The 22256-nt window shown below is 57.7% G+C and carries 22 protein-coding genes and 1 tRNA gene; 12 read left to right on the top strand and 11 right to left on the bottom strand.

Going from position 1 to position 22256, the window contains the following annotated elements:
• Nucleotides 1-36: 36 nt before the first annotated feature.
• Both GRI35_RS04450 and GRI35_RS04445 read left to right on the top strand, forming a co-directional pair.
• Entirely contained in the window at nt 37-1950 is a 1914-nt protein-coding gene (locus GRI35_RS04450) for an acetyl/propionyl/methylcrotonyl-CoA carboxylase subunit alpha (protein WP_160613054.1), read from the top strand.
• Nucleotides 1951-2090: 140 nt separating this feature from the next.
• Complete coding sequence (locus GRI35_RS04445; protein WP_160613053.1) at nt 2091-3641, top strand: acyl-CoA carboxylase subunit beta; 1551 nt, start codon at nt 2091-2093, stop codon at nt 3639-3641.
• Here the strand turns inward: GRI35_RS04445 and GRI35_RS04440 are convergent.
• Nucleotides 3638-4870 (bottom strand): multidrug effflux MFS transporter, encoded by a 1233-nt coding sequence (locus GRI35_RS04440; RefSeq protein ID WP_160613052.1) that lies wholly within the window; start codon nt 4868-4870, stop codon nt 3638-3640. The genes GRI35_RS04445 and GRI35_RS04440 overlap by 4 nt on opposite strands.
• Before the next feature lie 103 nt (nt 4871-4973).
• Here GRI35_RS04440 and dinB point away from each other — a divergent pair, with 103 nt between their 5' ends.
• A complete protein-coding gene (dinB, locus tag GRI35_RS04435) occupies nt 4974-6125 on the top strand; it encodes a DNA polymerase IV (protein WP_160613051.1) in 1152 nt (383 codons plus the stop codon).
• Here the strand turns inward: dinB and GRI35_RS04430 are convergent.
• The 7 genes from GRI35_RS04430 to GRI35_RS04400 all read right to left on the bottom strand — a co-directional run bounded on the left by GRI35_RS04430 (nt 6117) and on the right by GRI35_RS04400 (nt 13727).
• Nucleotides 6117-6587, bottom strand: coding sequence for an NUDIX domain-containing protein (locus GRI35_RS04430; protein ID WP_160613050.1), 471 nt, complete (start codon nt 6585-6587; stop codon nt 6117-6119). The two genes, dinB and GRI35_RS04430, sit on opposite strands and share 9 nt — an antisense overlap.
• Nucleotides 6575-7195 carry a 6-phosphogluconolactonase gene (locus tag GRI35_RS04425; RefSeq protein WP_160613049.1) on the bottom strand — a complete coding sequence of 207 codons (621 nt, stop codon included), beginning with the start codon at nt 7193-7195 and terminating at the stop codon, nt 6575-6577. Before GRI35_RS04425 ends, GRI35_RS04430 begins: the two co-directional genes overlap by 13 nt.
• 70 nt (nt 7196-7265) lie before the next feature.
• Entirely contained in the window at nt 7266-7739 is a 474-nt protein-coding gene (locus tag GRI35_RS04420; RefSeq protein ID WP_160613048.1) for a Dps family protein, read from the bottom strand.
• Nucleotides 7740-7828: 89 nt separating this feature from the next.
• On the bottom strand, nt 7829-8392 hold the full coding sequence (locus tag GRI35_RS04415) for a TMEM165/GDT1 family protein (RefSeq protein ID WP_160613047.1): 564 nt from the start codon (nt 8390-8392) through the stop codon (nt 7829-7831).
• Between the two features lie 90 nt (nt 8393-8482).
• Complete coding sequence (locus GRI35_RS04410; protein WP_160613046.1) at nt 8483-9847, bottom strand: alkaline phosphatase PhoX; 1365 nt, start codon at nt 9845-9847, stop codon at nt 8483-8485.
• Nucleotides 9826-10803 carry a phytase gene (locus tag GRI35_RS04405; protein WP_235900134.1) on the bottom strand — a complete coding sequence of 326 codons (978 nt, stop codon included), beginning with the start codon at nt 10801-10803 and terminating at the stop codon, nt 9826-9828. The genes GRI35_RS04410 and GRI35_RS04405 overlap by 22 nt, the downstream gene beginning before the upstream one ends.
• A gap of 68 nt (nt 10804-10871) precedes the next feature.
• Entirely contained in the window at nt 10872-13727 is a 2856-nt protein-coding gene (locus tag GRI35_RS04400; protein WP_160613045.1) for a TonB-dependent receptor, read from the bottom strand.
• Nucleotides 13728-13915: 188 nt separating this feature from the next.
• Between GRI35_RS04400 and GRI35_RS04395 the strand changes: the two genes are divergently transcribed.
• Nucleotides 13916-14710 (top strand): SDR family oxidoreductase, encoded by a 795-nt coding sequence (locus GRI35_RS04395; protein ID WP_160613044.1) that lies wholly within the window; start codon nt 13916-13918, stop codon nt 14708-14710.
• A 4-nt stretch (nt 14711-14714) separates the two neighbouring features.
• On the opposite strand, the gene GRI35_RS04390 is transcribed toward GRI35_RS04395, so the two are convergent.
• The 3 genes from GRI35_RS04390 to GRI35_RS04380 form a co-directional block, all read right to left on the bottom strand.
• A complete protein-coding gene (locus tag GRI35_RS04390) occupies nt 14715-14963 on the bottom strand; it encodes a DUF6356 family protein (protein WP_160613043.1) in 249 nt (82 codons plus the stop codon).
• A gap of 84 nt (nt 14964-15047) precedes the next feature.
• Complete coding sequence (locus tag GRI35_RS04385; protein ID WP_290258942.1) at nt 15048-16115, bottom strand: YeiH family protein; 1068 nt, start codon at nt 16113-16115, stop codon at nt 15048-15050.
• A gap of 18 nt (nt 16116-16133) precedes the next feature.
• Nucleotides 16134-16207 (bottom strand) — tRNA-Gly (locus GRI35_RS04380).
• A 103-nt stretch (nt 16208-16310) separates the two neighbouring features.
• Between GRI35_RS04380 and GRI35_RS04375 the strand changes: the two genes are divergently transcribed.
• The 8 genes from GRI35_RS04375 (at nt 16311) to GRI35_RS04340 (ending at nt 22249) form a co-directional block, all read left to right on the top strand.
• Nucleotides 16311-17249, top strand: a complete 939-nt coding sequence (locus GRI35_RS04375; RefSeq protein WP_160613042.1) for an MBL fold metallo-hydrolase — start codon at nt 16311-16313, stop codon at nt 17247-17249.
• A complete protein-coding gene (locus GRI35_RS04370; RefSeq protein ID WP_202390504.1) occupies nt 17246-17695 on the top strand; it encodes a YeeE/YedE family protein in 450 nt (149 codons plus the stop codon). Before GRI35_RS04375 ends, GRI35_RS04370 begins: the two co-directional genes overlap by 4 nt.
• The gene (locus tag GRI35_RS04365) at nt 17692-18108 is read left to right on the top strand and encodes a DUF6691 family protein (RefSeq protein ID WP_160613041.1); all 417 of its coding nucleotides are present in this window, start codon (nt 17692-17694) and stop codon (nt 18106-18108) included. Before GRI35_RS04370 ends, GRI35_RS04365 begins: the two co-directional genes overlap by 4 nt.
• Nucleotides 18109-18262: 154 nt before the next feature.
• Complete coding sequence (locus tag GRI35_RS04360; protein WP_160613040.1) at nt 18263-19759, top strand: CoA-acylating methylmalonate-semialdehyde dehydrogenase; 1497 nt, start codon at nt 18263-18265, stop codon at nt 19757-19759.
• A gap of 6 nt (nt 19760-19765) precedes the next feature.
• Nucleotides 19766-20380: a DUF1214 domain-containing protein gene (locus tag GRI35_RS04355; protein WP_160613039.1), complete on the top strand. Its 615-nt coding sequence runs from the start codon at nt 19766-19768 to the stop codon at nt 20378-20380.
• Nucleotides 20377-20892 carry a DUF1254 domain-containing protein gene (locus GRI35_RS04350; RefSeq protein WP_160613038.1) on the top strand — a complete coding sequence of 172 codons (516 nt, stop codon included), beginning with the start codon at nt 20377-20379 and terminating at the stop codon, nt 20890-20892. The genes GRI35_RS04355 and GRI35_RS04350 overlap by 4 nt, the downstream gene beginning before the upstream one ends.
• A complete protein-coding gene (locus GRI35_RS04345; RefSeq protein WP_160613037.1) occupies nt 20889-21275 on the top strand; it encodes a RidA family protein in 387 nt (128 codons plus the stop codon). Before GRI35_RS04350 ends, GRI35_RS04345 begins: the two co-directional genes overlap by 4 nt.
• On the top strand, nt 21272-22249 hold the full coding sequence (locus GRI35_RS04340; RefSeq protein WP_160613036.1) for a polysaccharide deacetylase family protein: 978 nt from the start codon (nt 21272-21274) through the stop codon (nt 22247-22249). Before GRI35_RS04345 ends, GRI35_RS04340 begins: the two co-directional genes overlap by 4 nt.
• Nucleotides 22250-22256 lie beyond the last annotated feature (7 nt).

Raw genomic sequence — 22256 nt, 5'->3', positions numbered from 1 at the left:
TCGACACGAACGGCGAGTGGTTCTAATCCAGCCCGCATGATTAAGAAGCTCCTCATCGCCAATCGCGGCGAGATTGCCTGCCGCATCATCCGCACTGCCCGCGAAATGGGCGTAGCGACAGTTGCGGTCTATTCGGACGCCGATGCCAAGGCCCTGCACACCCGCTCGGCTGACGAGGCCGTTCATATCGGCCCCAGCCCCGCCGCCGAAAGCTATCTGGTTGGCGAGAAGATTATCGCTGCCGCCAAAGAAACCGGTGCCGAGGCGATCCATCCAGGCTACGGCTTCCTGTCAGAGAACGCCGATTTCGCGCAGGCAGTGCAGGATGCCGGACTGATCTGGGTTGGTCCCAATCCTGACAGCATCCGCGCGATGGGCCTCAAAGACTCTGCCAAATCACTGATGCAGGAAGCTGGCGTTCCGGTAACGCCCGGCTATCTGGGCGAAGATCAATCGGTCGATCGGCTTAAGAAAGAGGCTGATGCGATAGGCTATCCGGTGCTGATCAAAGCCGTCGCAGGCGGTGGCGGCAAGGGAATGCGCAAAGTCGATGCCCCGCAGCATTTTGAGGCCGATCTGGAGTCCTGCCGACGCGAAGCCAAGGCCAGTTTCGGCAATGATGATGTGCTGCTGGAGAAATGGATCACCTCGCCGCGGCACATCGAAGTGCAGGTGTTCGGCGATAGTCACGGCAATGTCGTCCACCTGTTCGAACGCGATTGCTCGCTGCAACGCCGGCACCAAAAAGTCATCGAAGAAGCCCCCGCGCCGGGCATGGATGCTGCAACGCGCGAAGAAATATGCTGCGCAGCAATTCGTGCAGCAAAAGCGGTCGATTATGTCGGCGCAGGCACGATCGAATTTATCGCCGACGCCAGCGAAGGCCTACGCGCGGACCGCATTTTCTTTATGGAAATGAACACCCGGCTTCAGGTGGAGCATCCGGTGACCGAAGAGATCACCGGCGTGGATTTGGTCGAGTGGCAGTTGCGGGTGGCGAGCGGCGAGCCAATCCCGCTGAAGCAGGAAGATATTCAGATTGACGGCCATGCGATTGAGGCAAGGCTCTATGCAGAGGATCCGGCAAAGGGCTTTTTGCCGAGTACGGGGCGGCTGGATGATTTGACCTTTGATTCTGCCGATAGGATCGAAACAGGCGTCGAGCCGTCCGACGAAGTGTCGCCGCATTACGATCCGATGATTGCAAAACTCATCGAGTGGGCTCCGAACCGAGAGGAAACTATCGCTCAACTATCTGAAGCTTGTGCCCAAGTTCGGGTGTATCCGGTGAGGACCAATGCTTGGTTTTTGCACCGCCTTTTGGAACTATCTGAGTTCGCCGCTGGTGATGTGACAACAGGCTTAATCGGCGAAAAGATCGAACTCCTGACAGCCCTGCCTATTCCGTCAAAATGGGCAAACATAGTTGGTGCTGATTCTGTGGCCGACGACTTTCGACCTATCGAAGGACGAAGTGAGTTTCACGAAGGCCTCAAAGGATTTCGACTAAACAACGCTAAGAGAAATGTCGTCCGAGTTCGCCTAGGCGGGCAACTAACAGATATTGATATTGATTTCCCGACTGACCAGATTGTCAGAGCGAGCAATCGTTTGCCAATGCAGTCCGGCGACGATGGCATGGGAACAGTCGTATTTGAAAGCGGTGCTGCATTTCTGTTTGAACCTTTCCGCAAGGACGCCGGCGGCACGGCCTCCGCCGCAGACGGCGCAATCCTCTCGCCCATGCCGGGCAAGGTTATTGCGGTCGATGTAGCCGAGGGCGACAGCGTCACTGCCGGACAGCGCCTTATGGTTCTGGAGGCGATGAAGATGGAGCATGGGTTGACTGCTCCGTTTGATGGTGTGGTTACGGAGCTTGAGGCGAGCGTCGGCGCGCAGGTTCAGGTTGAGGCGGTTTTGGCTGTGGTTGAACCTAGCCAAGACGACTAACGACCTCATTACCGTCATTGCGAGGAACCGAAGGTGAAGTCGAAGACGGCCCAAGGGGCCACCCGGCAATCCAGAGTGGGTGCTTGCGACTCTGGATTGCTTCGCTACGCTCGCAATGACGAAATTGGAGTTGCAGTGGCGTGACCTGGCAAAAAGAACTCGATGAACTGCGCCAGCGCGAGGCGCTTGCCGAGCAAATGGGCGGCGAGGAGAAGGTTTCGCGCCAACATGCGCGCGGAAAAATGAATGCGCGGGCACGGCTGGCGGCGCTATGCGATGAGGGTTCTTTCCGCGAAATCGGCAAAATTGCAGGCAAAGGTTCGTATGACGCCGACGGCGAACTCGAAAGTGTCCTCCCCGCCCCGTTCCTGTTCGGCAAGGCAACCATCCATGGTCGCCCTGTTGTCGCAACCGCAGATGATTTCACCATCCGCGGCGGCGCTGCCGATGCGGGGATCACACGCAAGATGGTGCAGGCCGAGCGGATGGCGCATGAGCTGAAATTGCCGATCATCCGGATGATCGACGGCACTGGCGGCGGCGGCAGTGTCAAAACGTTAGAGCAAATCGGCGCGACTTACATTCCCGCCGTCCCCGGCTGGAGTGATGTGGTGACCAATCTCGATACAGTGCCGGTTGTCGCGCTGGCTTTGGGGCCGACTGCCGGACTTGGCGCAGCGCGGATCGTCGCCAGCCACTATTCAATTATGGTGCGCGGATTGTCGCAAATTTTTGCCGCTGGTCCCGCCGTGGTCGATGGTTTGGGCGCGAGCTACAAGAGCGCTTCCGATCACCAGCAGGCCAAGGAAGATTTGGGCGGCAGCGACATCCACACGCGCAACGGCGTGGTCGATGATGAAGTCGCCAGCGAAGCCGAAGCCTTTGCCCGCGCGCGTCATTTCCTCAGCTTTATGCCCGAATATGCCGGGCAGCCCGCACGCCGTGCAGAATGTAGCGATCCGCGCGACCGGCGCGCAGAAGAACTGCTCAGCCTCGTCCCGCGCGATCCCAAGCACGTCTATTCGATGCGCCGCGGGATGAACATGGTGTTCGACGAAGGGACTGTATTCGAGATTGGCAAGAATTGGGGCCGTGCCGCGATTACCGCCTTGGCGCGGCTGGATGGTTGGCCAGTCGCCGTGGTCGCCAGCGATCCCAGCTTCCTCGGCGGATCATGGGAAGCCAAGACCAGCGAGAAGGTCGAGCGTTTCGTGAAGCTCGCCGACCAGTTCCGTCTGCCGATTGTCCACCTCGTCGACAATCCCGGCTTTATGATCGGGCGCGAGGCGGAAATGGCGGGTACCATCCGCTACGGCGTGCAAGCGATGAACGCGATCTACAAGGCAACTGTGCCGTTTGCGTCAATCGTGATGCGCCGCGCTTACGGAATTGCAGGGAGCGCGATGAGCAATGCCGACCGTCATCAATATCGCTATTGCTGGCCGAGCGGCGACTGGGGATCATTGCCCATCGCGGGCGGGCTGGAAGTGGCGTATAAATCGGAGCTGGAAGCATCGGACGATCCGGCGGCCGAGTTAGAGAAAATCAAAGCGCGGCTCGACAAAGTGACATCACCATTCCGCAGCGCCGAGCTGTTCAATGTCGAGGACATCATCGACCCGCGCGATACGCGGCCCTTGCTGTGTGAATTTGCCGATCTGGCGTGGCGCAAGCTCGAAAGCGAAGCCTAATCCGGTGAGGGGACTTTGCGTCCAAACAATTTTCCGCGTTCGCTAAACAACACAAAAGCGAGCGCCACCAGTGCGCAGCTCAGCATGGACACAGCCAGAGGTTTCGCTGAGCCATCGTAAAGCGAACCGATCAGCGCACCCAGCACCGCGCCGGTGCTCATACGAAGTGCCGTCTGCGCCGAACTGGCCGACCCGGCGATATGGTAGAATGGCTGCATCGCAATCGAACTGAAATTCGCGCCGATAAAGCCGAGCGATGCCATCGACAGGCTCATCAGGATGATAAATTGATATAGCGGTTGCTGCGGTTGGCTTGCACTCCAAAGCTGTGCAAAACTGATTGCGATCAACGCCAGTAACGCTGCATGCCCGACCCGCCGCGCGCCAAACCGCTCGACAATCCGCGAGTTGGTGAAATTGGCCGCGACCATACCGACTACTGCCCCGCCAAAGATCAGATAGAAGTTCTCGCCCTGATCGAATGTCTCGGCAATCAATTGCTGAGAGGAGTTGAGGAAGCCGAACAGCGACCCAAACACCAAAGCGCTACCCACTACATAGCCGATCGCCCCGCGGTTGGTCAGTGCCGTGCCCATATTACGCAGAATCGGAAACAGATTGATATCCTGACGGTTTTCTTCGGTAAGCGACTCCGGCAGCCTTAGCCAAGCCCATACGCCCACCAAAACGCCCATCACCGCCATCATACCGAATATGGCACGCCAGCCAGCGAGATACAGTATGCCCTGCCCTACTGCCGGGGCAAGGATCGGGACAAGCAGGAAGATCATCATGATCAGGCTCATCAACCGTGCCATCCGGTCACCGCCAACGTGGTCGCGCACAATCGCTGCAGGCACAACGCTCAGCCCTGCACAAGCGAAGCCTTGGATCAGTCGGAAAGCCAGCAGCATCGTGTAATCGGTCGCCAAAGCACAAGCGATAGACAGCGCGATATAGGCAATCAGTGAGACAGCGAGCACCGGCCGCCTGCCATAACGGTCGGCGAAAGCTCCCGGGAACAGAGCGCCCGCACCGGCACCCAGGAAATAGGCACCAATCACGAATTGGCGGTCATTTCCATCGGCGCCCATCTCGCCAGCGATTTGCCCTAATGCGGGCAGCATGGCGTCGATGCCAAAAGCTTGCAGGCTCATCAGTAACGCCATCAGCACGATCATTTCGCGCTCGCCCAATGCGGGTTTGGTTCGATGTGCCTGAGTAGCCATGCGCGCTCCCTTGCGCGGTTGCGCTGCGAATTGCCAGCAGGTTTTCATTGGAAACCGCAATGTCGCAGTTCCTCTTTCGTTCCCGACTGTGTATTCTGCGCGAATGGCCGATGAGGATGCCCCGAATGAAGATACCGGCAACTTCGCCGAAGATGCCCCTGAAAGCGAAGGCGGCCTGCGCAAGATCATTCATGTCGATATGGATGCGTTCTTCGCCAGCGTGGAACAACGCGACAATCCCGACCTGCGCGGCAAGCCCGTCGCGGTAGGAGGCTCCGGCGGTCGCGGCGTGGTGGCGGCCGCGAGCTATGAGGCACGCAAATTTGGAGTGCGATCGGCGATGCCATCGGTCACCGCCAAGCGCCTGTGTCCCGATCTCGTTTTCGTGCGGCACCGCTTCGATGCGTATAAGGAAGCTTCGTCCACCATCCGCGAAGTCTTCCGCTATTTCACACCGCATGTTGAACCGCTGAGCCTGGACGAAGCCTATCTCGATGTGACCGATGATATTCACGGCATCGGCAGCGCCACGCGGATTGCCCAGCTTATTCGCAAGCGGATCAAGGAGCAGACGGGCCTGACCGCGAGCGCGGGTGTCAGCTACAACAAGTTTATCGCCAAACTCGCCAGCGACCAGAACAAGCCCGATGGGATGTGCGTGATCAAACCCGGCGAAGGAGCGCAGTTTGTCGCGTCACTGCCGGTGCGCCGGTTTCACGGCGTCGGTCCCAAAGGCGCGGAGAAGATGGCCAGACTGGGCATCGAAACAGGGGCCGATCTGGCTGCGAAAGATGTCGAGTTCCTGCGCGAGAATTTCGGCAGCATGGGCGATTATCTGTACCGAGCGGCCCGAGGAATCGATCTGCGTCCGGTTCGCGCCAACCGTATCCGCAAATCACTCGGCGGAGAGCGTACTTACAGCGATGATATCTCCAGCGGCGCAGCTCTGCGCGAGGCGATGGACAATATCATTGATATCGTTTGGGAACGGATCGAGCGCGCCGAGGCCAAAGGCCGGACAATTACGCTCAAACTGAAATATAACGATTTCACTTCGCTCACCCGCGCAAAATCGCTGACCGAGAATGTCGCCGACAAGCTGGAGTTTGCGCGGATAGGGCACGAATTACTGGAAGAGCTTTTACCCCTACCACTGCCAATCCGCCTGATGGGGCTGACGCTATCGAATCTTGAAGGCGACGAAAGCACGAAAGACCATCGCAAGCCTGATACTGCGCAGCTATCGTTACTGTGATGCGGCCTTAAGGAGCTCCAAACGCCGCCGCGTAGTCGCAGTCAGCGGTTCGGGCAGCGAATGCATCGGGAAGAATCGTGCTTCGATAATTTCGCGCATGTCAGCCTGCGGATGTCCTGACACCTTGGCCGCAAATACATGCACCACATTGTCTGCGCCATGCAGAGTTTCGCGCTGAATACCGAGCAGAGTCAGCGAATGCGCCTCGCAGCCGGTTTCCTCAAGCAACTCGCGCCGCGCGGCGTTTGCCGGATCCTCGCCTATCTTCACGCCGCCTGTCGGAACGCTCCATCCGCCCGATCCGTAGCTCATCCGGATGAGCAGCAATTGGTCGTTGAGGTCGGTTGCTATCACCGCAGCACCCTCGACCGCGGGCTTGGTCAGTCGCCACCACAGGCTACGCAGCCTGTGGGCCTGCTGATACAGCAAGCGGTGCAGCGGGGCAGGGATCAGGCGAAGCATATGACCGGCTGTTTCGCCGCGCCAAGGATGCGCGCAATCGGCAAATCATGCTCACCGCGCGTGGCAGCATCGAACACCGCGCGCTTGTTATCACCCCGAATGACAAAGGCCAGTGCATCGCTATTCAGCAGCGCAGGGATGGTGAGCGTAATCCGGTCGAACGGTGCCTCTGGGGGTAGCGGATCGGGTGTCAGGCGGCGCACATGCTGCGGATCGTCCATTTGGGGATCGGTGTTCGGAAATAATGATGCGATATGCCCGTCAGCGCCCATTCCCAGCCAGACTAAAGCGAAATGCGGTGGCTGCGCGTCTTCGCTCAACGCAATCACCTTTGCACCGGCCGGTTCAAGCAGATCCCGTATCTTACCTGTGTTGCTGGCTTCGTGGTCTTCCGGAACAATCCGGTCATCGCCCGGCCACACGTCAATCCGGCTCCAGTCGAGCGCGCCGCCAGTCAGCTCCTTCAGAATAGGAAAGGGTGTCGAGCCGCCGGGGATACTGATCGCGATCCGGCCATCGCTTGCATCAAGCGCAGCGGACAATTGTCCCACCAACCAAGCGGCAATCGCCGTATCGTCGGCGTTCTCAACGATATTCAGTCTATCCATCCCGCGCCCATAGCAAAAAACCCGCGCCAGCATAGTGCCGCGCGGGTTTCCGGAGTGTTGGGCTAGAGAGTTACTTTAGAGTTTGGGTGAGGAACCAGACACGCTCCTCCGCGGCATCGGTCCAGTCATCAAGCAGGCCATCGGTTGCATTATCGCCTGCTTGTTCGGCGAGTGGTTTCATACCTTTGAGGCGCGCAACCATTGCGGCGTTATCATCGCGCAATTCCTCGATCATTGCTTCCGCCGAGAGCGAGGTATCGTCCTGATCCTTCACCTGCGTGTGCTGCGCGATCGAGCCTATGGAAGTCAGCGTGTTCTCGCCCAGCTTGCGAACACGCTCTCCAATCACATCGATCTGGTCGCGGATAGCAATCGCGTGCTCGTCAAACAGCAAGTGCAGATCGCGGAAACGCGGCCCGGCAACATGCCAGTGAAAGTTCTTAGTCTTGAAAAACAAAGCCATATGGTCGGCGAGCAAACCATTCAGTTCGCTAACGAGTGCGGCTTTCGAATTATTGCCTGCTTGGGCACTAGTATCGGTCATGAAAATTTCCCTTCGTGTAGAATGTCATAACTAAACAACGGGCGACCTCTCATCGGGTTTCTGGATTAGTCACTATTACTATGATCGGATTAACCGATTAAGCCTCGCGCCGATAGGCCGGTTACAATGGCCCCGATTGCCAGCACGACCGATAACACCAGGCGGATCGATCGCAGCGGCAAAGTCTGTGCGAGCTCATCCGCCATCATCCAGCCGATTAGAACCGCGCCAATCCCGCCCAGCGCCCCACCGACGGCTGCAAACCACGGCGTGCCGGAACCGGCGGCAAAAGCAAAGATCAGGAAGCGCGAGCCATCTCCAACCTGACGGACGAACAGCACGACACCGATCGCCGTTAGCGAGCGAGTCGGCTCCTTGATAAAGCTGCGCTTGTTGGGCCATGCCAATTCCACCGCTGCTATCATCAGTGCGAACGCGACGAGCATAGTCTTCGCGGCACTTGGCAGAAGAGCGGCAATATACTGACCGGACAGCGTCATCAGCAGCGCCGTTATCACCGCGACACAACAACTGATTACCAGCAACGGAATAGAGCGCCCCAGCCGCCCGGAGATATTCGCGATCAGCAATTGATCGCGGCTGCCGAGCGACGTCACCATCACAGCGACAAGAGCAAATAGAAATGCAGACATGGCGGGTTTCTAGCGCCGCATAAATCGCAGCGCCAGAACTCCGCTCACACTGTCCCTAAGTGAACCCCTAAACGTGCCCCAAGCGGAAACCTAAGCGAACCAAGGCCCGGAAATCGCGAGCGTCGCCGTCGGGCTGTAGGCATTGACGAACAGCACTTTGCCATCCGGCGAGAAGCAAGCGCCAGCCGGTTCAGTCTGAATCCTCAGCCGTGCGAACGGATAGGCATTGCCTTCAGGCGTAACGCCGCGGAGATAATTATCGACCGTCTCGCCATATTGGTCTTCGCAAACGATCAGATGGCCGTTTGATTGCACCGTAAGATTGTCACCGTAGTTAAACTGCTCCTCGCTCTCGCTTTCGAAGAATAATTGCAGAGCGTCCGAACGCTTGTCACGCCCCGGAACCAGCTTGAAAATCTGGCCGAGCTTGGCCGCGCCGCCGCTGGTGCAGGCAAAGTAAAGCTCGCCATCACCCATCCAAATGCCTTCGCCACGCGCAAGGACCAGCCCGCCCTGCGCTGCGCCGCGCTGGCGCAAATCGTCTTCGGGCGCTTCGACATTATCCATGTCGATCCAGCGCACCTCGTGCATGTCGCCGACATTCACGGTCGCACTTTCCCAATTGCGGGCGTCACCGATACCGTTCACCAACGCGAGCGCCTGTAGTTTGCCGCCTTTGTGAAGCTCACCATTCACGTTCGGGATGAAGCGATAGAGCAAGCTATCGCCGCGATCTTCGGTCAGATAAACGATGTCGGTCACCGGATCGACGCAGGCTGCCTCGTGATTGAAGCGGCCCATGGCTTTGAGTGGTTCGGGATTGACCAGATTGCCTGCATTGGCGGGCACTTCAAAAATCCACCCGTGATCGTGCTCGTTACGCTCGCTGGCGCTGAAAACGGCTTCCTCGCAGCTTAGCCAACTGCCCCAAGGTGTGATACCGCCTGCGCAATTGCGCACCGTTCCTGCAAGCGAGTAATATTCCTTCTCGACCTCGAGCGTCTTGGCATCCAGCACGATAGTGGTAGTGCCGCCCGGCATCACTGCCTTGCCGTCGATGCGGTCAAACCCTTTGGGAATATCTTGGAGGTATTGCGGACGAGGCTGCAGCTCGTGATTACGAACCAGAGCCAGCTTGCCATTGCCCAGATCGAAACAGCCCATGCCATCGGCTGCATCCGGCACTTTTAGCCCGTCGCTCATCGGATCGCCGAGTTTGGAGATCACTTTGTAGGAAAAGCCCTTGGGCAGATCGAGCATGCCAGCCGGATCGGGCACCAAATCTCCATAGCCGGTGAAGCTTGGCGTTACGCCCGCCGCGCTCGCTACTTTTGAGCCACCCGTGGAACAGCCGCTTGCAAGCAGCGCCGCGAAGGCAGTTCCGGTAGTCCCAAGAAACTGGCGACGGCCCTGATCGATGGCGTCAGGAGTGATTACGGCGTTGACTTTGTCCATGTGTCGAGGGCTTTCTCTACGTCTTGCCAAGAGACAAGTTTGAAATTCTGTGCTGCTGGCTCGTTCTTACCATCTTGCGCCACAAATACACCCCCGGGAAAGCGCGCGCCGAAACTACCCGTGTGCAAAGCGATCCCGTCTGTCTCTTCCGTTGCGCCGAATTGGCCGGCACCAATACGAAAACGCCCGGCAGGTGTCATATCGGGCAGGCTGTAGCGGGCGTAGGCATTGTCGCCTTGGCTCGATGCAATCAACCAACCGCCGTCCTTGCCATCAATCGCGATGGCGAGACCTTCTACGTCGGCCACCAGCTGTTTATTATCGATCGTTGCGACCAGCTCGCCACTTGTGGCGCCATCAGCAAAACGCCAGATACCGGCGTTTTCCTCACCGATATAGAGCGTGCCATCACGCGGATCAGCAACGCAGCCCTCGGGCTGGGTTGGAACCGAAAATTCGCGTAGTAAGGTGCTGGTTGGCTTGGGATCCGGCCCGCCAAGATTGTTAAGCGCATATTCGCGAATTGTGCCATCCTTCAGCACCGCAAACACGCTCTGTCCGCCAGCTTTGGCCAGCATACAAAGTCCGTATGCTTCTCCCGCGCCGCTTGCGATAGACCCGATGCCTGCAAGCTTACCGGAGGCCGTATCAAGACGATAAAGAGCCACCCGCGAGTTGGCCGGGTCAGTACGGTCGCTTGCCGCCACCACAACGCCCAACGCACCCAGATCGAGCAGATCGACATTATTGAGCCGCCCGCCTGCATTGAAGTCCATGACTTCACCGCGCAAATTATAGACATACAGCCCAGCCTTCTTGTCAGTCGCGACAACGAAACTGCCTGCCGGATTGTCCGGATTGCGCCAAATCGCCGGATCGTCCGCCGCATCATCATTGGCGGTTCCCACCGGTACCGTTTCGGCCGACGCCGTGACCGAAACCGCTGGGTCGCCCATCACCATTGGCGTCGCACACCCCCCCAAGAGAGCTACCAGCGCTACTGCTCCGAAAAATTGATTTCGCATCAGAAAGTTACCCGCGCGCCGAACTTCATGGTCCAGTTATATTCCTCATACTGATACAGATTTTGCTGACCGCCAAGGTTGTTATAGGCAAAATATTTGGCGTAGTTGATGTTGATCCATTCGTAGAACAGTTTGATGTTTTCGTTCACTTTGAACTTTGCACTGAAATCGAGCTGGAAGTGGTCATCGACATACCGGTCGCTACTCGGCGAGCCGCCCAGTTCGTCGAGATATTTGTCGCGATAGGTGCCCGCCAGACGCATCTCGAGAGGGCCTTTCTCATATCCGATTACACCGTTGAAAGTATGCCTGGACGATGATGGCAGCGGCACATCGCGGAAGCTATCAACCGAAGCGACATCGGTGAATGATCCATCGGGCACACTGCCGGTTGCGTCGGTGAAGGTGTAATTCGCTTGCAGGATCAGTCCGCTGAGAATGCCCGGTAAAAAGTCGAAACTCTGCGCAAAGCCCAGTTCCACGCCGAACACTTCACCGCTTGGCCCGTTGATTGGTATAACCGCTTCATCAAACGCGATCCCGTTGAACACGCCCGGCGTGTCAACTTCGGCATCCACGATGAAGTTCGTGATATCCTTGTAGAAGAAACCGGCAGTAATCGCACCGTTGGATGACATGTAATATTCCGCCGTAGCGTCGAAGTTCCATGCCTCGAACGGGACCAGTCCCGGATTTCCGAACTCGCCCTCGATTTCGTCATCATCGTTGACTTCGACCGCAAAGCGCGGCGCCAGTTTGCCGAGCCGCGGGCGAACAATGCTGCGATATCCTGCGAGGCGGACAATCAGATCGTCTTGCGCTTCGTAGCGGATGTTCAGGCTCGGCAGCCAATGCTCATAGTCGCGGTCAAATGTGGTCGGGGTAACGATCACCGTATCATCGGCAGCTGTGCTACCATCGGGCAATGTCGCATCCTCTTCGAAAAGAGTGACGTTGTTGCCAGTGATAACATTGTCGGTCCGCTCATAGCGGACGCCGCCGATGATGAGCAGGCTGTCGGTTTCCAGACGGCCCAACAAATAACCTGCCATCACATCCTCATCGACACGGTAATCCTCAACCGCCGAGTCGAATTGCGAATCCGCGTCCTGCAATTCGAACAGGTTGAAATTGTCGCGGAAGAATATTGTCGGCGCCACCGCGTCGGGTAGTGGCGACAGGTCGGTAATCCGGTAGGTTTGCGTACCCACGACATCGCCGAGCGTGTAATCACCTGGACCATCATATTCGTAGAACTCGACATTCTTGTTGAAGCTTTTCTCGCGCCAGCGGCCTTTGAAGCCCGCTTGCACCGTGAACGACCCGCTATCGAGCAGGAACTCACGCGCCAGATCAAACTTGGCCGCCCATTCCTCGTCCTGCGCGTCGGACAGCACGGTAAGTTCGACATCTTTCAGCTCGTATCTAGCCGGGTCGAAGAAGTCCGCCGTGCTGCCCGTTACCGAGTAGAGCGGCACGCGCGGGTCGCTATAGTCAAAGCCGACGATCAGCCCGTCATTGTCAAAATCTCGCTCGAACTGGGTCGGATCGACTGAGCCATTCTCAAGTTCGGATGATTTTGAATAGGCGAGCGAATATTCGGCGCGCCAACCATTGGTTTCGGTCTCACCGCCGAGGACGATGCTGCGGACACGTTGACGCTCGAACCGGTCTTTCACATCTCGCTCGACAGTGAACTCTTCATCGGCATCGCTGAATGTCGCAGTAGTCCCCGTCTGGCTGCTCGCGCCGCCATCGAAATCGCCCAGATCGAAAGTCAGGCGGCGGCGGAATTCCTGATCGTCAAACTGGCTCCACACACCCTTGGCATAAAGCTCCGTGCTGTCGCCGATCCGGAAATCGAATCCAAGCGTCGCGCTAAACCGTTCCCGCTCTACATCATAGTCGCGGTACTGGACTTCGGTAGCAAACGGGCCGGAGCCGACATCTTCCCAATCATCCGCCTCGATATTGTCGGTCTCGAATTTCCGGCGATAGAACGACACTCCGCCCGACACGCCGAAATTGTCGCTGAGCTTGGTCGCAAAGTCGACGCTGCCCTTGGGCGTCAGTGCATCGGCGAGCCGGTTATAGCTCCCTTCGACCTTCGCGGTCAGTAAGTCTTTCTTGCGAGAGAATGCGCTGGTCGTGTTGATCTCGATCGACGCGCCGATCGTGTCGCCATCCATATCGGGCGTGAGCGATTTCTTGATCTCGATAGATTCAATAATGTCGCTGGAGATGACATCGAGCGCCACCGACCGCACATCGCCTTCAGGCGCAGGCAAACGCACCCCGTTGAGCGAAGTTGCGTTGAGGCCCGGATCAAGTCCGCGCACCGATACAAACCGCCCCTCGCCCTGATCGTTAAGCACATTGACGCCAGGCACACGGCGCAGCGATTCGGCGACGTTTTGATCGGGGAACTGACCAATCGCATCGCGGGTCAGAACGTCGCTTACACCGTCCGCATTACGTTTGCGGCTGAGCGCGCTGGCAAGGTTGGCACTCTGGCCAACCACCAATATCTCACCATCAGCGCTGCCAACACTGAAATTGACCCGAACGACACCGGTTGCAGGCACTTCCACGGTTTGGGAGACACTCTCCGCACCGACATAGCTGGCAACAATGGTGTATGTTCCTTCGGGCACATTGCCGAAGAAGAAGCTGCCATCATTCTCTGCTTTCGCTGTCCGGCCCAATTCGACAATAGTCACTTCTGCAGCTTGCAGCGCCACCGTGTCGCTGCCGTCCACTACGAAGCCGGAAACATCGCCGGCGATTACCGGTGATGCAATACCCGCAGCCAAAGCCGCTGCGCAGGTGGTTATAATCAGTCGTGTATGTTTCATGGTCGATACCCCTCAATTCGTTGTTGAGGCGCGCCTAGGCGCGGGGCATGACTGCTAAGCGACAATATGGAGACGATTGCATTACAATCGACAGCTTTTGTGTGACAGAACTGTAAGAACACATGGCAATTCCCTTGCGCAAATGCAGTCTGTCAGCGCACAGTCTGAAGTGATTGGGGGAGACAAATATGAAACTCGAAGCAGGGATGGCCGCAATTGTAACAGGCGGTGCCTCGGGCCTTGGGAAAGCGAGCGCGAAAGCACTCGCCGATGCCGGGGTGAAAGTCGCAATTTTCGACATCAACGATGAAGATGGTAAGGCGCATGCGAAAGCGATCGGCGGCACTTTCCATCACGTTAACATCATGGACGAGCAATCGGTGGTCGACGGCTTTGAGGCGGCGCGAGCGGCCAACGGTCAGGAACGAGTCACTGTCCACTGTGCGATGGCGAGCAAACGCGGCAAGACGCTAGGCTGGGACAAGGAAAACCATTGCTACAAACGCTTGCCTACTGAAGATTACGCATTCGGCGCAGAGGGTATTCTGGTGGCAAGCTACCGCATCGCCTCCCATTCCGCTTTGGGCATGGCCAATTCAGAGCCGCTCAACGATGACGGCGAACGGGGATCAATCACGCTGACCGCATCCGTCGCGGCGCAGGACGGGCAGATCGGGCAGACGATCTATGGCAGCTGCAAATCGGGCGTGAACGGCATGGTCCTGCCGATGGCGCGCGATCTTATGGATATGGGCATCCGCGTGAACTCGGTGATGCCGGGGATCTTCGCGACACCGCTGATGCTGGGCATGAAAGACCGCAACCCGAAAATGTGGGATCAGCTCAATGCAAGCGTGCCTTTCCCCAAACGTCTGGGTGAACCGGAAGAATTTGCCTCGCTTATCGTCGAGATCGCCAGCAACACTTATATTAACGGCCACCAGTTCCGGCTTGACGGTGCGATCAGGATGCCGCCAAGATAAGGTGTCAAATGCACCAGTCGATCTGTTGACCATCGGTAGTTTCGTGGGTCATCTTCACGCGGTTCACAACCATCCGGTCATAGAGTCGCCGCACGAGATTGCTGCCGGTCTTCTCGAACATAAACGGGAAAATGCCGTGCAGCACGCACGCCACACCCGCGGTAATCATCGGAATGCCGAAACTTGTCGCAGCACGGAAATGCTCCGCGTAAGTCTCGCCGACTGATCTAGGGTGGTCGGTAAAGATGCTCATTGTCACTCCGTGTATTTGGCGAGCCGGGCGCTCACGCCGCCTGTATCCGACTTCATAAACCGTCGCAATATTTGTCCGGACAAATTATAAGGCCTGCACCGCTAGCAAGGCCAGCAGGAACGCGGTTAGTGTCGTCATAATAACCGGACCGAATGACCGCAAGCCATGCGACAACAGGCCCGCCAGATTGGATTTGATTGCTGCAGCAATTACCGCAAACAACAGCAAAGTGCTCGCCGTGCTGGTGCCCGTTACCACCACCACTTCGGGCAAAGTCACCATGCTATTCAGCGCTACCAGCGCCACGAAGCCGATGATGAACCATGGCAGACCCTGACGCAGGTTGAACTTGCCGCCCTCCTCCGGGCCGCTGCCCAGTTTTTGCAGTATCAGCGTTACGATCAGCAGCACCGGAACCAGCAATGTCACCCGCGAGAGTTTCACGACTGTCGCAACTTCACCGGCAGCGTCCGAATAGGCAAACCCGCCGCCAATGGACTGCGCAACATCATGGATCGAGGCGCCGATCAGGAAGCCTGCCTGCCGGTCCGAGAGGCCCAGAAAACCGGCAATCGCGGGATAGAATGTCATCGCAACGGCGCTGGCAATGGTGATGCCCAGAACAACAATCGTAAATTGCGATTGACCGACGCGTTTCTCGCCGATGATGCTCCACAAAGCGAGTGCCGCAGAAATGCCGCAAATCGCCGTTGCCCCGCCTGCGAGCAGCCCGAATAGCATATTCTGCTTAAACAGCTTAGCGGTGAACACGCCGACCAGAATGACAGCAGTCATGATGCCGATCAGCATAATAAACGGCGCGATGCCCAGATCGGTGATCTCCGCAAAGGTAATCCGCAAACCGATCAGCACAATGCCAATACGCAGCAACGTCTGCGACGCCAGATCGAGGCCCGCAGACAGCCGCTTGTCAGCGCTGACAAAATTGAGCGCGAGCCCGATCAGCAGCCCCATCAGAATTGCCGGCGGGCCGTAATGTTCGCTCAGCCACAATGAGGCCAGCGCGGCCACAGCGACCAGCACTATGCCAGGAACATAGGACCCAATCGTGCGCTTTGCAGCCGGCTCAGCCAGCTGCATCTCGCCATACAGGTCCGCCATATAATAGGCATCGCGTCCTGTATTCGGCACTCTACTCTCCCCTCAATCTGGAGCGGGTGAAGGGAATCGAACCCTCGTCGTCAGCTTGGGAAGCTGCTGCTCTACCATTGAGCTACACCCGCATCACTCTCCTTGGCACCTACGCTACCGGCGATATCGCGGTCTAGGTGTTTTCGCCTTTGACTTGTGTCCCTATATAGAGATCACGAGCAATGGAGATGACCAATGGCTGGCGTTCTGGATGATCCGTTTTTGCACTCTGCAAACCAGCAGGTCGAAGCGGCACGCGCAGACCGTTCGAAGAAACCAACAATTGCCGGCTTCTTTGACGAAGCGACCAATACAATTAGCTATGTTGTGCACGATCCGGCTACATGTGAAGCCGCTATTATCGACTCTGTGCTTGATTATGATGCTGCGGCTGGCCGCACATCTTTTGTCTCAGCGGAACGGATCATAGAATATGTCGAGGCGCGTGGGCTTACGGTCGTTTGGCTGATGGAGACCCATGCACATGCCGATCATTTGTCTGCCGCACCGTATTTGCAAGAAAAGCTCGGAGGAAAGCTGGCCATCGGGCGTGAAATTACCCAGGTACAAAACGTTTTCGGGAAGCTCTTTAACGCTGGCAGCGAATTCGAGCGCGACGGATCACAGTTCGATCATTTATTCGACGATGGCGACCGCTTTGCGCTGGGCGGGATTGACGCGATAGCGCTCCATGTGCCCGGACACACGCCCGCTGATATGGCATTTATAATCGGCGACGCAGCATTTGTCGGAGACACGCTATTCATGCCCGACTTCGGGACAGCGCGAGCCGATTTTCCTGGTGGCGATGCCGCCCAGCTATACCGGTCCATCAAGAGGCTTTTGACACTGCCGCGCGAAACACGAATATTTCTGTGCCACGATTATAAAGCGCCGGGGCGCGATGACTATGCGTGGGAGACGAATGTCGGCCAACAACGAGACCTCAATGTCCATGTGAAGGACGGAATCAGCGAAAAGGAATTCGTCGCTATGCGAACCGCCCGTGACAAGAATCTGGCGATGCCCACATTGATCCTGCCGTCAGTGCAAGTGAATATCCGCGGCGGGCGGCTTCCCGATCCGGACGATAATGGCGTCAGCTACATCCGCATTCCGGTAAATGCGGTATGATGCTTTCCGGATTTCCTGATGCGGCCCCGCTTGAAGGGCTGCTTGGCGGACTGCTGATAGGATTGGCGGCTGCAATCATGCTGCTCGGGCTAGGCAGAATCGCAGGTGTTAGCGGCATGGCAGCGCGTGCAACAGGCATCAGCAACAGCGGCGCGCCATGGCCTGTGGCTGTCCTGTTTGTTGGCGGACTGGTTCTGGGCGCTGCTGTCTTTACCGGTCTCAACGGCCCGATAGTTGCTACGTACCCTCCATCCTACAGCTGGCTGGTTGCAGGCGGGCTGATTGTGGGTTTCGGAACGAGGATGGGAAGCGGCTGCACCAGCGGTCATGGCGTGTGCGGGATGTCACGCTTGAGCCCGCGATCATTGCTTGCCACGGTAACGTTCATTGGTAGCGGCATGGCCACTGTCGCGATATCGAACGCAGTGTTGGGAGCGTGGTCATGATCCGCTCCTTGCTTGCGCTTCTGTCCGGCAGCATTTTCGGGTTCGGCCTGGCACTATCGGGCATGATAGACCCGATGCGAGTGCGCGGCTTCCTCGACATTTTCGGTGCTTGGGATCCCACACTGGCATTTGTTATGGGCGGCGCAACGATAGTGATGGCGGCGGCTTGGCTTATCCAGCGCCGGATGCACACACCGGTTGCTTGTGACGAATTTTCCTTACCAAGCACCGGGCTGATTGACCGCAAGCTACTGGGCGGCGCAGCCTTGTTCGGGATCGGTTGGGGCATTGCCGGTCTCTGCCCCGGGCCCGCAATCGCATCGCTTGCAACCAATCTAATTCCCGCCGGAATTTTCGTCTTGTCGATGCTCGCTGGAATGCTGGCCTACCGGGTAGCCGAACGCGCCACCTGACTGGCTGGCGCGCGCGCCGCGATTGATGAACGCAAAGCGCGTGAAGGATTTGCTTCCCGATTGCCCTTTTTGCGCCACAAGAGTCGCTTTACTGGCCCAAACGCGCTAGGGCTGCGCGCAACAAAAGAACAACAGACTTTGCAGGAGATGCGCAATGCGTCAGGTCAATCACTTTATGGTAGATGGAGCGGCAAGCTCTGCTGGACGGAAACATCAGATTTGGAATCCATCGACCGGAGAAGTACAGGCCGAGGTCGCTCTCGGCGATGCAGTGTTGCTCGACAAAGCCGTAGCAACCGCCAAAAAAGTCCAACCGGCATGGGCTGCAACCAACCCGCAAAAGCGCGCCCGCGTGATGTTCAAGTTCAAGGAACTGATCGAGCAAAATATGCAGGAACTGGCCGAACTGCTCTCGAGCGAGCACGGCAAAGTCGTCGACGATGCCAAGGGCGATGTGCAGCGCGGTCTCGAAGTGATCGAATATGCCTGCGGTATCCCGCAGGTTCTGAAGGGCGAATACACGCTCGGCGCAGGCCCGGGCATCGATGTTTATTCCAGCCGTCAGCCACTCGGCATTGGCGCGGGCATCACGCCGTTCAACTTCCCGGCAATGATCCCGATGTGGATGTTCGGCATGGCAATCGCCGCGGGCAACGCCTTTATCCTAAAGCCATCGGAGCGTGATCCAAGTGTACCGGTTCGTCTCGCCGAATTATTCGTCGAAGCGGGTGCGCCCGAGGGGCTACTGCAAGTCGTGCATGGCGATAAGGAAATGGTCGACGCGATCCTCGACCATGCAGATATCGCGGCGATCAGCTTCGTTGGCTCATCCGATATCGCGCATTATGTTTACAAGCGCGGCGTCGATAATGGCAAACGTGTACAGGCGATGGGCGGCGCGAAGAATCACGGCATTGTGATGCCCGACGCCGATCTCGATCAAGTGGTCAACGACCTGGCGGGTGCCGCGTTCGGCTCAGCTGGTGAACGCTGCATGGCTTTGCCCGTCGTTGTTCCGGTCGGCGAAGACACCGCAGAACGGCTCAAGGAAAAGCTGATCCCGGCGATCAATGCACTGCGCGTTGGTGTGTCCAACGATCCCGATGCGCATTACGGCCCGGTCGTAACGCCAGAGCACAAGGCGCGCGTTGAGGAATGGATCACTATTGCCGAGCAGGAAGGCGGCGATATCGTGATCGACGGTCGCGGCTTTGAACTGCAAGGCCATGAAAAAGGCTTCTTCATCGGACCCACGCTGATCGACAATGTGACGCCGCAAATGAAAAGCTATCAGGAAGAGATTTTCGGCCCTGTTCTGCAAATTGTCCGCGCCAAGGATTTCGAGGAAGCCGTCAAACTTCCCAGTGATCACCAATATGGCAATGGCGTCGCGATCTTTACCCGCAACGGTCACGCCGCGCGCGAATTTGCCAGCCGCGTCAATGTCGGCATGGTTGGCATCAATGTGCCGATTCCTGTGCCGGTCAGCTATCACAGCTTCGGCGGATGGAAACGCAGCGGATTCGGCGACACCGATCAATATGGCACCGAAGGTCTGAAATTCTGGACGAAGGTCAAGAAAGTCACCCAGCGCTGGCCTGATGGCGGCGGTGATGGCAGCAACGCATTTGTTATTCCAACGATGGGGTGATTGGTCGTGAAGCGACTGCTCACCTATCTCGGATTTGCCATTATCGGTATAGGCATCGGCGGCTATTCCGCGCTGGCAATGGCTGGCTTGCTACCGGGCGATCGTCGCACGGGTGGGTCCATTGAAATCAAAAAATGGTACGGCGATTTCGCAATGGGGTCAGAGGACGCCAGTCCTTATTTCCGCGCTCGGATCGCGCGGCACGGTTTGCTGGCTCTAGCAAACACAGAGGCGGTCTATTTCACCCGCACAGTCGATGATAGCGGACGCCCTTTCACTGAGGGCTGTAGTTACCTTTTGAGCGGCGGCACTATGCCTGCGCAGTGGTGGTCTGTGACGCTTTACGATGCCGAGAATTTCCTGCCGGACAACACCGACAACGCGCTCAGCTTCGATGCCAGCCGCGCCGAGGCGCAGGGCAACGACAATGGCGCATGGTCGGCCATTATCTCCGCTGAGCAACCCGGCGAGGATGGCGGCTGGATATCGAGCAAGGCCGCCGGCAATTTCGATCTGACTTTCCGGCTCTATGTGCCCGATGACGGTGTGCTTGAGCAGCCTGAAGAGATGATTGAGGCACCCTCGGTCGAACGTCTCGCCTGCGCAGGAGGTGCATCATGAAGCGCCTGATCGGTCCACTCGCTGCAAGCATGGTGCTCGGCCTCGCAACCCATTTTGGCATCGTGCATTACGCGCCGTCCTTCATCATGGACCGCGCCTATACCATGCTCGGAGAACGCGGCACGGCGGTACACGCATTCAATCTAGCCCCGCAAATGCGCCCTGACACGCAAAGCGTTGTCCGCCCATCACCGGATCTTGCCTATTCCGCTTGCCGGTTTGACCTGAGCGCAGCGACCAATGGCGTCCGCGTGAAAATGGCGGCCTATGACGCCTACTCAAGTTTATCCTTTTTCGATGCAGAAACGAATAATTTCCGCACGGTGCGCGGCGAAGGGGAACAGCGCGAAGTCTTCTTGTTTCCACCTTGGCTCTCGGACCAGACTAACGCGGCTCCATCGAAAAAAGGCATTATCCTTATTCGCCGTTTGGCGCCGACCGACGAGGACTACGCACGCGTCGTCGAGGCGGCAAAAGGCGATGTTTGCGAGGCGATAAAGGACAAAGCATGAGAGACCGCACCACTTCCGGTTCACCTTTTGAAGAGCAATTCGGCTTCAGCCGCGCAATCCGCGAGGGTAACCGTATTATCGTAGCCGGAACCGGGCCGATTGAGGATGACGGCCAAACCACCGCCGGCGGAGCGGCCGAGCAAGCCGCGCGATGCTGCACTCTCATCGTGAAAGCTATTGAGGCATTAGGCGGCAACGCAAGAGATGTCGTCCGCACCCGTATGTTTCTCACCGAAATCGACGAACAAGGTGCAGTCGGCGAAGTCCACGCGCGGTTCTTTGGCGAAGCACGGCCCGCTGCGACTATGGTCGGAGTGGCAACGCTGTGCCGGCCCGAGTGGCTGGTCGAGATCGAGGCTGAAGCCGTGGTCGGCAACGCATGATCTGGCGCGCGGTCCTGACTTTCTGGCTAGGCTCTATGCTGCTGGCCTGCGCAGCGACCGCGCGCGATGGCGCCGAACAGCCCGTACAAGCCGAAATGCGCATTGCGCTGACTTTCGACGATATTCCGCGCAATCTCGGCGCGTTTTATGATGATGCCGACAAGCGAGCGGCGCACATCATCGAAGCACTCGGCGATACACAAGCCGCGTTCTTCCTCAACCCGGGCAAGAATGATGATTACCCCGGCACTGAACAACGGATCGCGCACTATGTCGCCGCCGGGCACGTCATCGCCAATCACACCGCTACACACCCGCAATTGCGTGATACTGGTACGGCAGATTATCTCGCCAATGTCGACGCAGCAGCGGATTGGTTAAAAGGCCGCGAGGGATTTCGGCCGTGGTTCCGCTTCCCGTTTCTTGATGAAGGCGGAAAGGACAAGGTCAAGCGCGATGCAATCCGCGCAGGATTGACGGAACGCGGCCTGACTAATGGCTATGTTACCGTCGATGCCTCGGACTGGTTTTACGAACAGGCCGCAATCAACGCCAAGAAGGACGGTCATACGGTCGATATGGCCGCGCTGCGCAACCTCTATGTAGAGAGCCATGTCGGGTCTGCCGAATTCACACATGGGTTGAGCCTCAAAGCTCTGGGCCGCGCGCCCGCCCAAGTCATGCTGCTTCACGAAACCGATCTGGCCGCCCTGTTCCTTGATGATTTGATCGCCGCGCTGAAAGCCAGAGGCTGGACAATCATCTCTGCCGATGAAGCTTTTGCAGACCCCATCGCGCAGATTCAGACCGATGTTCCTTACGCGCAGGGCACGTTGATCGAGTCCATCGCATGGGAACGCGCGCTGCCCGCACCGCGTTGGTACGAACGCAACGACACAAAAATCGCCAATGAGCTTTTCCGCACCCGCGTGCTCGGCTTGGAAGCCGACACAACGGATGCAACAACCGAATAATTACGCT

It is taken from the genome of Pontixanthobacter aestiaquae, assembly GCF_009827455.1.
GTDB lineage: Bacteria > Pseudomonadota > Alphaproteobacteria > Sphingomonadales > Sphingomonadaceae > Pontixanthobacter > Pontixanthobacter aestiaquae.
This window is presented reverse-complemented; position numbering and strand designations above follow the sequence as displayed.